The following is a 14,849-nucleotide window of genomic DNA, read 5'->3' as shown; positions in this document are numbered from 1 at the left end:
GGTTTTAAGAGAGAGTAAAATATTTACCTTTTATAAAATTGAACTCCCAATGAAATTTTCTTTTTCCTACTTAACTATTATATTTTTTTGCTTAAGTATTTTTTCCCCAGTGGCTGCCATAAACGCACAGCAGGTAAAAACAAAATCTATATATAAAGATTCTTCAAGGAGTGTTGATGAAAGGGTAAACGATCTTTTAAAGAGAATGACCCTGGAGGAAAAAGTAGGGCAGTTATCCACACTTTTGGGATGGCACATGTACCATAAAGTTAATGACCATACGGTAGAAGTAAGCCAGGAATTTAAAGCTGCGGTACAAGATCGAAACATTGGTTCACTCTGGGGAACACTTCGAGCCGACCCCTGGACAAGAAAGACCCTGGATAATGGATTAAACCCTTTGCTTGCAGCCAGGCTTACAAATGAATTGCAGAGGTATGTCATTGAGAACAGTCGCCTTGGGATCCCTGTTTTTCTGGCAGAAGAATGTATGCACGGTCACATGGCTATTGGCACCACCGTATTTCCTTCGGCTATTGGGCAGGGGAGTACCTGGAATCCAGATTTGCTTTATGAAATGGCTTCTGCTATCGCACTTGAAACCCGGGTACAGGGAGCACATATTGGGTACGGACCTATTCTCGATTTGGCCCGTGAACCAAGGTGGTCTCGGGTAGAAGAAACCTTTGGGGAAGATCCTTATTTAAATGCACAACTTGGCATTGCGGTGGTAAAAGGTTTTCAGGGGGAAGATATTTCTAGTGGTAAGAACGTCATTTCTACTTTAAAGCATTTTGCGGCATATGGTGTTTCTGAAGGGGGCCACAATGGTGCTGCGGTGATTATTGGAGAAAGGGATCTTCAGAATTATCTATATCCTTTTGAAAAGGCTGTTAAGGCCGGGGCACTTTCTGTAATGACAGCATATAGCTCGATTGATGGCATACCCAGTACAGCTCACGATAAACTTCTGGATCAGACCTTAAAGGAAAAGTGGGGATTTGATGGGTTTGTAGTTTCAGACCTGGGAAGCATAGAAGGATTAAGAGGAAGTCACCAGGTAGCAGGATCTCCTCAAGATGCTGCAGCTATGGCTATTAATGCAGGGGTAGATGCCGATCTGGGAGGTAATGGGTTTGATGCAGCTTTAATTGAGGCAGTAAAGAATAATCACGTTTCAGTTTCCGTATTAGATGCGGCAGTAAGTCGGGTTCTTGCTTTGAAGTTCAGGATGGGTCTTTTTGAAAATCCTTTTGTGGATACCTTAAATATCAAGGAAAATGTTAGAAGCGAGAGACACAAAGCACTGGCAAGAAAGGTAGCGCAGCAATCCCTTGTTTTACTGAAGAATGAAGGCAATATTCTCCCGCTCAACAAAAATGTAAAAAAAGTGGCCGTAATAGGTCCTAATGCGCATAATATATATAACCAGTTAGGAGATTATACCGCACCGCAACCTGAGGATAATATTGTGACAGTATTCGAGGGTATCAAAAATAAACTTCCCGGGGCGCAGGTAACTTATGTAAAAGGAACGGCTATTCGAGACACCACACAAACTGATATTGAAGCCGCAGTAGAAGCAGCAAAAAAATCTGATGTTGCAATTGTGGTGCTGGGGGGCTCCAGTGCACGTGATTTCAAAACCAAGTACATAGAAACAGGGGCTGCAGTAGTAGAGGATGAGAAGGGTATTATTAGTGATATGGAAAGTGGGGAAGGCTATGATAGAGCTACCTTACAGTTAATGGGAAAACAGTTAGAACTTCTCAAGGCTGTAAAATCTACAGGTACCCCTACTGTTTTAGTTACCATCAAAGGCAGGCCTTTGCTTTTAAACTGGCCCGCCGAAAATATCCCTGCTATCCTGGAAGCATGGTACCCCGGGCAGGAGGGTGGTGATGCCATAGCCGATGTACTTTTTGGAGATTACAACCCTTCTGGTAAATTACCAGTATCAGTTCCAAAATCCGTAGGTCAATTGCCTGTCTATTACAATCACCTTGTTCCACAGCATCAGGATTATGTTGAAATAGACGCTCAGCCACTTTATCCGTTTGGTCATGGCCTTAGCTATGCTGGCTTTGAATATTCAGCGTTGAGTGTGAATGTTCAGGAAAAAGAGCTCCAAACCGTGGTTGACGTGCAGTTACAGGTGAAAAATACTGGAGCAGTGACCGGGGAAGAGGTGATTCAATTATACCTCAATGATGTGGTGAGTAGTGTGGTTACTCCTTCCCGACAGTTAAAGGATTTTAAAAAAATCTCTATTGCTCCGGGAGAAAGCAAAACGGTTAAGCTAAGATTATTGGTTGATGATTTGGCCCTTCTTAATGTTCAAAATGAGCGAATAGTTGAAGCAGGGACTTTTGAAATTATGATTGGTTCTTCTTCTCAAGATATTCGTTTAAAAGAGGAATACGAGATTACCAAATCAATAGAGTTAGAGAATTAAAATTGTTCAGGACATGAATAAAAGAACTATAAAAGCAATAATTTTAGGGTTGATGTGTATATCAATATCCTATTCTGGCTATTCACAGAAAGATAATGTGCACCAGCGTTCTTCAGAATATCAGGCCCCTGTAGATCCTTTAGTAAAGGCTAAACTGGAAGATTGGCGTGATCAAAAATTTGAAATATTGATACACTGGGGAATATACTCTGTACCAGGTATCATTGAGTCCTGGTCAATTTGTTCTGAAGACTGGATAGAAAGAGATAGTACAATCGCTTATAACGACTACAAGAAGTGGTACTGGAATTTAGAAAAAGTCTTTAATCCTGTGAATTTTGATCCAGATCAATGGGCTGAAGCGGCTGAGTCTGCAGGAATGAAATATTTGGTTTTTACTACCAAGCATCATGATGGCTTCAATATGTTTGATACTCAGCAAGCCGATTATAAGATAACTGCAGGGCCTTTTAAGAATCATCCCAAAGCGAACGTTACAAAGCACATTTTTGAAGCCTTCAGAAAAAAAGATTTTATGATTGGAGCCTATTTCTCTAAGCCCGACTGGCATTCACAATATTATTGGTGGGATAAATATGCCACTCCAAACAGAAATAATAATTATGATATCAATAGATATCCCTGGAGATGGAACAAGTTTAAAGAATTCACTTTTAATCAGCTCAATGAGTTAATGACCGATTATGGTTCTATTGATGTTTTGTGGCTTGATGGAGGGTGGGTTAGACCCAAAGAAACGGTTAATGATGAAGTAAGGGCCTGGGGGGCACCAATTCCCGAATGGAGCCAGGATATTGATATGGACAAGATCGCTGCAATGGCAAGGGAGGCACAGCCAGGAATTATTTTTGCTGACAGAACCGTGCACGGGCCATATGAGAATTATCAGACTCCAGAAAGAAAGATTCCCGATGAAAAGCTGGAGGATCCATGGGAGAGCTGTCTTCCTTTAGGAGATAATTGGGGATATGTTCCTAATGACAATTTTAAAACATCAGAAGAGGTTATCCACAACCTGGTTGAAGTTGTCGCTAAAGGTGGTAACATGTTATTGGGAATTGGTCCAAAATCTGATGGAACTTTTCCTCTGGACGCAGTTGCTGTTCTGGAGGAAATTGGGGAGTGGCTGGAAAAGAACGGGGAGGCTATTTATAGTACCCGAACCCTTGGCTATTACAAATACGGTACTACTTATTTCACCCAGAAAGAAGGTAAAAAATATGCCATTGTTTTAGTGAAAAAGGAGAAAGAAGCCCCCAAGATGGTTTCATGGAAAGGGAACCTGCCAAAAAAGGGTAGTAAACTTACGTTATTAGAGACCGGAGAAGTACTAAAATGGCAAATAAAGAATAATGAGGTTATCGTGCATTTACCTCCTGATTATGAACAAGTAACACCAGCACTGGCTTTTTCTTTCAATTAAAAAATTTAAGTCTGTTAAAACCGAAGATAAAATGAGTTTTATAAAAGAAGCATGTGTTGAAAATCTTCAGCAGGCCATAATTGCAGAAAAACAGGGAGCAGACAGACTGGAATTATGTACAGATCTTGAAATGGATGGTCTAACACCTTCGAACGATCTTATATTAAAAATAAAAGAGCACATAAAAATACAGGTCCACGTGATGATTCGGCCTCGTGCCGGAAACTTTGTGTACAGTGTACAGAAAATTGACGAGATGAAAGCTTCAATAGATTTTTGTAAGCTAGTAGGGGTAGAGGGTGTGGTTTTTGGAATATTAAATAATGATAACACCTTGAATCTGGATAAACTAAGGGAGCTTACGGAATATTCCCAACCGTTGAAGGTAGTTATACATAAAGCTATAGATGATACTCCCAATCCTTTGCAGGCTTGCAAGGAGTTAGCAGATATTAATGGTGTCACAACAATACTATCTTCAGGAGGTGAAATTACGGCTTTAGAAGGTATGGAGGTCCTTAGGGAAATGATTAAGATTTCTTCTGAAATTGAAATCATGCCGGCCGGGAAGATTACTAAATCTAATGTTCATGAATTACATGAACTAATTGGAGCCAGGGCTTACCACGGCCGATTAATCGTAGGAAGCCTTGAAGGGCTAGCCCAATAATTAGAAGGATTCAAATTTATTGTAAATAATGAGTATTAATTTTTTCACCTTTAAGCTGTTTTTTCTAATAATATGCACCGGGATGTGGGCTCAAAATGAAAATAGTACTCTTACAGTTTTAGAAGAAGGATTTATTTTTGAGAAAGCAGAATTTCCTCAATGCCATGCTTCAACTATGGAAGTGCTTGAAAATGGCGAAATTATTGCTGCCTGGTTTGGGGGAGAATATGAACGGCATCCTGAAGTGAGTATCTACACCAGTATTAAATCGGGATTGGGATGGTCATCTCCCCGTAAAGTGGCAGATGGAATAGTGAATGATTCCCTCAGCTACCCCACCTGGAATCCTGTTCTGTTCAAAACGAAATCCAAAAAATTGTTTCTGTTTTACAAAGTGGGGCCTTCCCCTTCACAGTGGTGGGGCATGTATAAAGTTTCGCATGATAACGGCAATACGTGGTCACAACCGGTGAGGCTCCCCGATAATATTCTGGGGCCTATTATAAATAAACCTTTACAGATAGGTAACAGGATAATAAGCCCTTCCAGTGTGGAGAGTACAGATGGTAAAATCTGGCAATCACATGTGGAAATTTCCGAAGACGACGGTGAAACCTGGCGAAAAGTACCCATAGATTCAATTTCTGATTTCAAAACAATTCAGCCTGCTATTATTCAATATAATGGCGTATTAAAAGCGTTTTTCCGAAGTGATCAGGATGTTCTAATGGAGAGTTTGAGTAAAGATCTTGGAGAGAGCTGGACAAAACTGGAAAAAACATTTATTGCAAATCCTAATTCAGGAGTTGATGCTGTCACCTTAGCTAATGGTCATCATTTATTGGTATACAATCCCTTAAAGAGCGGTAAAGACTAGCATAACGGGCGTAATAAACTTATTGTGGCCATATCATTGAATGGAGAGGATTGGGAGCCTATTCTAAAACTTGAAGACAGGAGTGAAGGAGAATATAGCTACCCTGCTATAATACAGGATAATAATGGGGATATTCACATTACATACACCTATGAGCGTGAAAGAATAAAATACTTAAAACTAAGATTAAATTAGTAAGATTGTTACTATAAAATGATCAGTAAATATTTACTTAAGAGAACATTATGAAAAGGAGAAATTTCCTAACAAAAGTTAGTGCAGCCGGTGTTGGTCTACCATTAATCAACGCAAATGTATTTATGGACCTGCCTCTTTTTGAAAATAAAACAGCAACAGGACCCATTAGTGTTACCACCTGGAATTTTGCCGAGGCTAATCGCACTGCAGGAGAGTTGTTGAGCAAAGGTGCATTTGCCCTTGATGCTGTAGAACAGGGAGTACGCGTGGAAGAATCAAATATTAAAAATCAAACTGTTGGAAAGGGAGGAGCGCCAGACAGGGATGGGAACGTGACACTTGATGCCTGTATCATGGCCCCTAATGGAAATTTTGGAAGTGTTTGTTTTCTTGAGAATATAGAACACCCTGTCTCTGTAGCACGAAAAGTTATGGAAGAGACTCCACACAATATGCTGGTTGGTGAAGGAGCATATCAATTTGCTATAAAACAAGGCTTTGAACCAGTAAATCTTTTAACACCGGAATCAGAAGCTAATTGGAAAAAATGGCTTGAAGAAAAGGAGTATAAACCAATAATAAATATCGAGAATCATGATACTATTGGGATGCTTTGTCTTGATGAAAAGGGAGATATAGCAGGAGCCTGTACTACTTCTGGCCTGGCTTATAAAATGAGAGGTAGGGTGGGAGATTCGCCCATTATTGGTTCAGGTCTTTTTATTGATAATGAAGTAGGAGGAGCAGTGGCCACAGGCCTTGGAGAAGAGATCCTTAAGAATGTAAGTACCTTTCTCATAGTTGAACTTATGCGTTCAGGGAAAAGTCCTCAGGAAGCTTGTGAGATTGCTATGGATAGAATAATCAAAAAGAATCCTGATTATAAGAATTTCCAGGTAGCATTTATTGCCCTTAATAAAAAAGGGGAAGTTGGTTCTTTCTGTATACATCCCGGATTTACTTATCTCAAATACAAGAATTCAGAAAATACAGAACTTAAAAGCAAAACTTATTTGTAGTTGTTTGAAGTTAAATCATTAGATGAGAACTAAAATTCATACAACCCCAAAAATCAGATAAGCTTTTTATAGCTAGAAGAAGCTGTATATAGTTTTCTTGATAAGTGAAACGTAACGGTTTTTTATGTTGATAAAAGAAAATGCAGGTAAGTCCACTAACCTCTATTGATCTCCTCCAAAAGTTCATCGGTTAATTCGAGGTTGTGGTAGACGTCCTGCACGTCGTCATCTTCTTCAAATTTTTCAGTAAGTTCAATAATTTTAGCAGCTTCCTGGATCGGTAGTTCTACGGTATTTAGAGGTATGCGTTGGAGCCCTGCATTTTTTGGCTCCACGCCTAACTCTTCCAGTTTGGCATTCATGGCGCCAAAATCAGTAAAATCTGTATATACATATACTAGATCCTCTTCTTTTTCTATCGTGGTGGCTCCTCCCTCTATGAGAGCCAGTTCGAATTCTTCCATGCTTGAGGTTACAGACTTACGGTCAATGCTGAAGACACCTTTCCTGTCAAAAAGGAAGTCCAGGGAACCGTTGGTGCCAAGGCTGCCTCCATTTTTAGAAAAAATTGACCTGACCGAAGCCACAGTGCGATTTGTATTGTCTGTAGTACATTCAATAAAAAATGCGATCCCATGCGGGCCATAGCCTTCAAAGGTTACAAGTTCAAAATTGTCGGCCTCTGTCCCGCTTGCCTTCTTTATAGCACGCTCAATAGTGTCTTTAGGCATATTGACTCCCTTGGCATTAGAAATGGCATTACGAAGTGCGGGATTGGCTTCAGGATCAGGTCCTCCACCCTCTTTAATAGCTACGCTGATTTCCTTGATCGCACGAGTGAATTGTTTTGCTCGTTTTTTATCCTGGGCTCCTTTGCGGTGTTTGATATTCGCCCATTTGCTATGTCCGGCCATTCAATTAGTCTATAGTCGTTAGACGGTAGTATGTAGAAAATTTTTACCGTTTTGGATTAGAGGTCTACAAATTTATAAAATTTGTATCCAGACCCAAAGATTCCCAAAGCTCGTATTACTGTTGTCTTTGGTTGAGATATTTCCTGAGCCCAGCAATCATTTTTGAAATCTCTGCCAGTTCTTTTCTGAGGTTATCATAAACTTCTTTATTGATAAATTTCAGCCTAAAGGCAAGAGTAGAGCAAACTACACACTCTTTCAAGGAGTTAAAAGCTGTACGAAGGTATTTATTAAAATCTTTATCTGTACTGCCAGAACCTTCGGCAATGTTTAAAGCTATAGAAGTGGAAGCTCTTCTGAATTGGGAGGTTAACCCATAGAGCTCCTCTTGAGGAAACTGAAGAGTTATTTTATAGACACCGTCAATGAAGTCCAGTGATTTCTGGTAAACTTTTAAGTCTTCAAATTTGAATAGCATAAGTTCTTAATTTAATGTATCTAAAGATCATAAAATTAAGAACTTACAACTTTAAAAGACTCATAAAGACAAGACTAAAATAATAGGCAGTTGTATTATTAGTAATATTTTTTTACCAATCTTCTACCGTCTACCGACTAAAGTCTACTAACTTAAGTTGAACGATTCTAATCATTCAACTTAAGCACTGCCATAAAAGCTTCCTGAGGAATTTCTACGTTTCCAACCTGGCGCATTCTTTTCTTACCTTTTTTCTGCTTTTCAAGAAGTTTCCTTTTTCGGGAAATATCTCCTCCATAACATTTTGCGGTAACATCTTTTCTAAGTGCTTTTACCGTTTCCCGGGCAATGATCTTGGCACCAATAGCTGCCTGAATAGGAATGTCAAACTGTTGTCTTGGAATTAATTCCTTCAGCTTTTCACACATTTTCTTTCCAATATCATAAGCATTGTCAACGTGCAGGAGAGCCGAAAGGGCATCAACCACATTGCCGTTGAGTAATACATCAACCTTCACAAGCTTGGAAGCTCTCATACCTATTGGAGAATAGTCAAAAGAAGCATAACCTTTAGAAACTGTTTTTAACCTGTCATAGAAGTCAAATACAATTTCGGCCAGGGGCATATCAAAAGATAGCTCTACACGGTCGGTTGTCAAATAGGTTTGATTGGTAATTTGGCCTCGCTTCTCAATACATAAAGACATTACCGGGCCTACAAAATCGGCTTTTGTAATGATGGTAGCTTTAATAAAAGGCTCTTCCACCCTGTCCAGACTTGAAGGTTCGGGAAGATCGGATGGGTTGTTCACCAGGATCACCTGGTCTCTGTTCTTATGCGTATATGCGTGGTAGGAAACGTTTGGAACTGTGGTAATCACAGTCATGTCGAATTCCCGCTCTAAACGCTCCTGAATGATCTCCAGGTGAAGCATTCCGAGGAAACCGCATCGAAAACCAAATCCCAGTGCCGCAGAACTTTCGGGCGTGAAAACCAGGGAAGCATCGTTAAGCTGAAGTTTTTCCATAGAAGCACGAAGGTCTTCATAATCTTCGGTATCTACAGGATATATACCTGCGAAAACCATAGGTTTAACGTCTTCAAATCCTGGTACTGCTTCAGTGGTAGGGTTTTTTGCATCGGTGATGGTGTCACCTACCTTTACTTCTTTAGCTTCTTTTATCCCGGTGATGAGGTAACCTACATCTCCGGTTTTAATCTCGTGTCTTGGAAACTGTTTCAGCCTTAAAGTACCTACTTCATCGGCAAAATAATCTTTATTGGTGGCGACAAACTTGATGTTCTGTCCCTTTTTAATAGAACCGTTAATTACACGGAAATAAGTTTCAACACCGCGGAAAGGGTTATAAACCGAATCAAATATCAAAGCTCTCAAAGGGGCATCTACCTTTCCGGAAGGTGGCGGAATACGTTCAATGATCGCGGCAAGAATTTCTGTAATTCCCAGGCCGGTCTTTGCACTGGCAGGAATAATATCAGATGGGTCGCACCCTAAAAGATCTACAATATCATCGGTTACTTCTTCAGGATTTGCACTTGGCAGGTCAACCTTGTTCAACACAGGGATAATCTCCAGGTCATTTTCAAGTGCGAGGTACAGGTTTGAAATTGTTTGTGCCTGTATGCTTTGTGCGGCGTCAACTACCAGTAAAGCTCCTTCACAGGCAGCGATAGAGCGTGAAACTTCATAAGAGAAATCTACGTGGCCGGGAGTGTCAATAAGGTTGAGAATATACTGCTCGCCCTTATAGGTGTAATCCATTTGAATCGCATGGCTCTTAATGGTTATTCCTCTTTCTCTCTCCAAATCCATACTGTCTAGTAGCTGCTCCTGCTTCTCCCTGTCGGTAACAGATCCTGTGGAATCCAATAAGCGATCGGCCAGCGTGCTTTTTCCGTGGTCAATATGGGCTATAATGCAAAAATTCCGAATGTTCTTCATAAATCAATTTCAACAAAGTTTTCCTTCGCAGAGAACCTTTCTGTTTAAAAGGTACAAATATAGTTTTTTTAAAAGGCTGTAAAGAAAAATTATCTGCTAACCGGGGTGTCAAAAATGGCATTTTTGGAACAGATTTTCTGTGCATAACTTTTATAAATTTTTTATAAAAGTATTTGCATATTTTAAAAATAAAAGGCTTCTTTGTAGAGCTTCCCCTCATAATTCAAGGAAATTTCCTTGTTGAATGTTGGTGGGGAGAATTCATTGCGGCTATAGCCGGTAATAATTTCCTATGAATTACAGGACAATAGGTATAGATATAGGAGCGACTAAAACAAGGATTGGAGTCGTTCAAAATGCACAGGTAATTAAGGAAGCCGATTTCCCAACCTCTTCGACGGCTTCAAAACAGCAAATTTTAGATGAACTTTCCGCCGGAATCCTAGAGGTCGCCGGGAATGATTTCTACGGAATAGGTATTGGAGTGCCGGGACTGGTTGATGAGCAGAACGGTATTCTTTTCGATCTGTTGAATATCCCTTCTTTTAAGGAAGTGCACCTAAAAGACTTTTTAGAGCGACGTTTCAACAAACCTGTTCGTGTGACCAATGATGCAAACGTTTTCGCCCTGGGTGAAAAGATGTTTGGCGAGGGGAAACCCTTTAAAAATATGGTTGGCGTCACATTGGGGTCGGGATTTGGTTGCGGAATTATCATACACGACCAATTATATTCCGGAGCATATTCAAGTGCAGGGGAAATAGGTGGTATTTCTTATCTCGACGGTACAGTGGAAGATTATTGTAGCGGGAAATTTTTTAAAGCCCATGGCGTTTCCGGAAATGAAGTTTTTAAAAAGGCGCAGGCGGGAGATAAAGATGCCCTGTTGCTTTTTGAAGAATTTGGGACACATCTTGGTAATGCTATAAAGCTCATTTTAAATGTTCTTTCGCCACAAGCGGTATTACTGGGAGGATCTATAAGTAAAGCTTTTCCATTTTTTGAAGCCGGGCTCCAAACCACAATAGACAGTTTCCCTTTTAAGAAGGTGAGGGAACAACTGCTTGTTAAACCTTCAAACACTTTAAATATTGCCCTTTTGGGGGCTGCAGCATTAATTTTGGCTGAAGCACCTGAAACTGTAGACTACTAATTTAATTCCCTATGGCTAAAACTACTCAAAACAAAAACTCGGCAGCTGCTAACGATTCCGGTGCCACCCGTTCAATAATCATTATTGGGGCACTTTTCTTCATTTTTGGATTTGTTACCTGGCTAAATGCCCTTTTGATCCCATATCTCAAGATTGCTTGTGAACTCACAACCTTTCAGGCTTACTTTGTAACCTTTGCTTTTTATATCGCTTACGTGGTCATGGCACCTATCTCTACCAGGACACTTAATCATTTCGGCTTCAAAAAAGGAATGTCGGTGGCTTTGGGGGTAATGGCCCTTGGAGCTGTGTTGTTCATTCCGGCGGCATTGAGCCGCACTTACCTGATCTTTTTGCTGGGCTTATTCGTTATGGGTGGCGGGCTCGCAATTCTTCAAACTGCAGTAAACCCTTATGTAACTATTGTTGGGCCGGCAGAGAGTGCTGCAAAAAGAATTAGCATCATGGGAATTTGTAACAAGCTTGCAGGTGCCATCGCGCCAATTTTAATTGGGGTGTTCCTGCAGTTAGATAAAGCTGAAGTTCTTGTAGGAACTACAGATGAAGCTGCTTTAGATGAAATGGCACTTCGTGTAATTCCTCCTTATATTGGAATTATCATCGTGTTGCTCGCTTTGGCATTTTGGGTTTATAAATCAAGTCTTCCTGAAGTTGAGGCCGAAGATGAAGACGATGCTACCGCTCTTCAGAAAACTTCTAAAAAAATCACCGATTACCCGCACGCCATACTGGGTGTGATTACGCTTTTTATATATGTAGGTGTTGAAGTTATCGCTGTTGATACCATCATTGACTACGGAATCTTTCAGGGGTTTGATTTTGAAACAGCTAAAGGCTTTACCACCGGTACTATGGCTGCCATGATTATTGGTTATCTTTTAGGGATCGTGGCTATTCCGAAGTATATAAAGCAGGAAAATGCATTGAAAGTTTGTGCTATTCTTGGAGTAGTGTTCACTGTGGGTGCAATTTCCACTTCTGGCTTTATATCTGTAGCATTTATCGCTCTTCTAGGTCTGGCAAATTCTTTAATGTGGCCGGCAATTTGGCCTCTTGCACTGGCAGATGTAGGGAAACTTACAAAAGCAGTTTCTTCGCTACTGGTTATGGGAATTGCGGGAGGTGCTGTCATTCCCCTTGCTTATGGTGGTTTGGCTGAAGCAATAGATAAACAATCGGCTTACTGGATAGCTGTACCGCTTTATTTGTTTATTCTTTATTATGCCGTTGCAGGACACAAAATTAGAAAGGCATGAGACCCTACATTCTGGCAGAATCTAACTGGAAAACTGTAAAAGAGCAAAAAACTGAAGTAGCTGTGCTCACCTGGGGCGCTACCGAAGCTCACAATTTTCACCTGCCTTATGCTACAGATAATTATCAGATAGAAGCAATTGCTGCCGAGGCTGCTAAAAAAGCATGGGAAGCAGGAGGGAAGGTGCTCGTGTTACCAAATATTCCGTTTGGTGTGAATACCGGGCAGACAGAAGTTGACCTTTGTATGAACTTATACCCCTCCACCCAGCTGGCCATTCTTAATGACCTTGTAGAGGTTCTTGACAGAAGTGGAATTAAGAAGCTACTGTTATTAAACGGTCACGGCGGAAATAATTTTAAAGCCCTTTTGAGAGAGGTAGGCGCAAAGTATCCAAAAATGCTACTTGTGACTACAAGTTTTTTTCAGACGGTAGACCGGAAGGAGTTCTTTGAAGAAGCCGGAGACCACGCCGATGAAATGGAGACCAGCTTAATGTTGCACCTAAGACCCGAACTCGTGTTACCTTTAGAAGAAGCCGGAAATGGAGAAGAAAAACATTCAAGGTTAACCGCTATTAAAGAGGGCTGGGCCTGGAGTGAAAGAAAGTGGCACATGGTGTCGGCAGATACTGGTATTGGAGATCCCAGGAAAGCTTCCGAAGAAAAAGGAAAGCGGTTTTTTGATGCCGTAACCCGTCAGGTTGCAGATCTCTTACTCGAAATGGATAAAATTAAGAATGAGGATCGGTACGAGGAATAAAAAACCCGGTCGAAATTTATAACCCTACAAAAATGTCATTATGAAATACCTTTTTAGAGGCCTTGGTTTCTTACTTTTTGCCGCCGTACTTAGTTCTTGTGGAGGAACAGAAACTGTAAATGCACCACAGGCTACTGTAATTCCCGAAATACCTGCCCTAATCCCGTTGCCTGCACAGGTGAGCTGGGAAGATAAAGCCTATGTGATTCCTGAACAAAATACCATTTGCTATTCCGGAGAAGGAAAGGAGGCTTCTCAATGGCTTGAGACTCTGCTTCAAAAAGCAGGCTTATCAGTTTCTGCCAGTGCTTCCAATAACTGCGGAAACTGGAAAATTGAACAGGATAGTTCCTTAAATTCTTCTTTAGGAGAAGAAGGCTATCAACTGACAATTTCCGAAGAAGGTGTACTGCTGAAGGCTGCTTCAAAAGCTGGACTTTTCTACGGAATTCAGACGCTGCGCCAAATGTTTCCCGCAGAGATCGAAAGCCAAAGTTTAGAAGATCAGGTAGTGCTTAGGCATACTTCTATTGAAGATAAGCCAGAATTTGGATGGAGAGGTACCATGGTAGATGTGGCCCGTAGTTTCTTTGATCTGGATTATTTAAAGCGGCACGTTGACAGAATGGCGCTTTATAAGATGAATCGCCTCCACCTGCACCTTACCGATGATCAAGGCTGGAGGATAGAGATTAAGGGCTGGCCCAAACTTACCGAGGTAGGTGGGAATAGCTCAGTACGAAGGGGAAGATCAGGGTTTTTGACTCAGGAGGAATACAAAGAACTGCAGGATTATGCTCTTGCAAGAAATATCACTATAATTCCTGAAATAGATATGCCGGGCCATATATATGCTGCTTTACTGGCCTACCCCGGATTAAACTGTGATGAATATTCCAACTTAACTCCAAAAAGGGCAATTCCGCCAGCGATTTTTGAAGATTACAATGTTGGCTGGAGCAAGTTTTGCCTTGAGAACCCAGAGATCTACAAATTTGTGGCCGATGTGGTTGAAGAAATGGCCGAAATCACCAAGGGGCCATGGCTGCATATTGGGGGAGATGAGATTGAAGACCCAAGATATAAAGAGTTTGTGGTAAAGGCAGATTCTATCGTGCAGTCTTATGGTAAAACCACTATTGGCTGGGAAGAAGTTACTAAAGCTGAGGTGAGCTCAAATCTTATTAGCCAGAGGTGGCATGGAAAAGTTGAGAGTGTAGTGAAAGATATTAAAGTAATCCACTCCCTATGTACACAGCTTTATCTTGATCATGCAAATGTCACAGGGCAGGAAAATACCAATAACTGGTGTAAAAAAGATGGGGTTAGCCTTGAAGATACTTACAGTTTTATAAAAGACCATGAAAACATAATTGGAGTTGAGGCAGCCGTTTGGAGTGAGTTTGTGCTCAGCGACGAAATGATGGACAACAGGTTCTGGCCCCGCGCTATTGCAGCGGCAGAAGTAGGCTGGACTAGCGGAGATAAAAGAGAATATCAGGAATTTACTACGCGACTTGGAAAGCACGGAGATAGATTAAGAGCCCTCGATATTAATTTTCACAGAACACCTGGCGTAAACTGGGGTGTCGAAAAAGCCATTCCGGGAGTCTTTTCAAATATCAAATAAGTTTCAGAA

11 protein-coding genes and 1 pseudogene are annotated in these 14,849 nt (G+C 40.9%); 9 read left to right on the top strand and 3 right to left on the bottom strand.

Annotated elements, in window-relative coordinates:
* Positions 1-109: 109 nt before the first annotated feature.
* The 5 genes and pseudogenes from V5739_RS07440 (at position 110) to V5739_RS07420 (ending at position 6,663) form a co-directional block, all read left to right on the top strand.
* Positions 110-2,455 carry a glycoside hydrolase family 3 N-terminal domain-containing protein gene (locus tag V5739_RS07440; RefSeq protein ID WP_423820246.1) on the top strand — a complete coding sequence of 782 codons (2,346 nt, stop codon included), beginning with the start codon at positions 110-112 and terminating at the stop codon, positions 2,453-2,455.
* Positions 2,456-2,468: 13 nt separating this feature from the next.
* Positions 2,469-3,899 carry an alpha-L-fucosidase gene (locus V5739_RS07435; RefSeq protein WP_423820245.1) on the top strand — a complete coding sequence of 477 codons (1,431 nt, stop codon included), beginning with the start codon at positions 2,469-2,471 and terminating at the stop codon, positions 3,897-3,899.
* Positions 3,900-3,930: 31 nt separating this feature from the next.
* Positions 3,931-4,569, top strand: coding sequence for a copper homeostasis protein CutC (locus V5739_RS07430; RefSeq protein ID WP_423820244.1), 639 nt, complete (start codon positions 3,931-3,933; stop codon positions 4,567-4,569).
* Between the two features lie 28 nt (positions 4,570-4,597).
* Positions 4,598-5,641 (top strand): annotated as a pseudogene (locus tag V5739_RS07425) (sialidase family protein).
* A 50-nt stretch (positions 5,642-5,691) separates the two neighbouring features.
* Positions 5,692-6,663 (top strand): N(4)-(beta-N-acetylglucosaminyl)-L-asparaginase, encoded by a 972-nt coding sequence (locus tag V5739_RS07420; RefSeq protein WP_423820243.1) that lies wholly within the window; start codon positions 5,692-5,694, stop codon positions 6,661-6,663.
* Positions 6,664-6,818: 155 nt separating this feature from the next.
* On the opposite strand, the gene V5739_RS07415 is transcribed toward V5739_RS07420, so the two are convergent.
* The 3 genes from V5739_RS07415 to lepA all read right to left on the bottom strand — a co-directional run bounded on the left by V5739_RS07415 (position 6,819) and on the right by lepA (position 10,019).
* A complete protein-coding gene (locus tag V5739_RS07415) occupies positions 6,819-7,577 on the bottom strand; it encodes a YebC/PmpR family DNA-binding transcriptional regulator (protein WP_423820242.1) in 759 nt (252 codons plus the stop codon).
* A gap of 115 nt (positions 7,578-7,692) precedes the next feature.
* Entirely contained in the window at positions 7,693-8,055 is a 363-nt protein-coding gene (locus V5739_RS07410; protein ID WP_423820241.1) for a four helix bundle protein, read from the bottom strand.
* Positions 8,056-8,222: 167 nt separating this feature from the next.
* The gene (gene lepA, locus V5739_RS07405) at positions 8,223-10,019 is read right to left on the bottom strand and encodes a translation elongation factor 4 (protein ID WP_423820240.1); all 1,797 of its coding nucleotides are present in this window, start codon (positions 10,017-10,019) and stop codon (positions 8,223-8,225) included.
* 292 nt (positions 10,020-10,311) lie between these two features.
* Here lepA and V5739_RS07400 point away from each other — a divergent pair, with 292 nt between their 5' ends.
* From V5739_RS07400 to V5739_RS07385, 4 genes are read left to right on the top strand one after another with little or no spacing between them, the layout of a single operon-like run.
* Positions 10,312-11,172, top strand: a complete 861-nt coding sequence (locus V5739_RS07400) for an ROK family protein (protein ID WP_423820239.1) — start codon at positions 10,312-10,314, stop codon at positions 11,170-11,172.
* Positions 11,173-11,183: 11 nt separating this feature from the next.
* Positions 11,184-12,449 carry a sugar MFS transporter gene (locus V5739_RS07395; RefSeq protein WP_345599643.1) on the top strand — a complete coding sequence of 422 codons (1,266 nt, stop codon included), beginning with the start codon at positions 11,184-11,186 and terminating at the stop codon, positions 12,447-12,449.
* Positions 12,446-13,210: a creatininase family protein gene (locus V5739_RS07390; protein WP_423820238.1), complete on the top strand. Its 765-nt coding sequence runs from the start codon at positions 12,446-12,448 to the stop codon at positions 13,208-13,210. Before V5739_RS07395 ends, V5739_RS07390 begins: the two co-directional genes overlap by 4 nt.
* Positions 13,211-13,250: 40 nt before the next feature.
* Positions 13,251-14,840 (top strand): beta-N-acetylhexosaminidase, encoded by a 1,590-nt coding sequence (locus tag V5739_RS07385; RefSeq protein ID WP_423820237.1) that lies wholly within the window; start codon positions 13,251-13,253, stop codon positions 14,838-14,840.
* Positions 14,841-14,849: the final 9 nt, after the last annotated feature.

Origin of the sequence: Salinimicrobium sp. TIG7-5_MAKvit (assembly GCF_049569215.1) — a bacterium.
Lineage (GTDB): Bacteria > Bacteroidota > Bacteroidia > Flavobacteriales > Flavobacteriaceae > Salinimicrobium > Salinimicrobium profundisediminis.
Note: the sequence above shows the minus strand (reverse complement) of the source record. Positions and strands in the feature narration are given on the sequence as shown.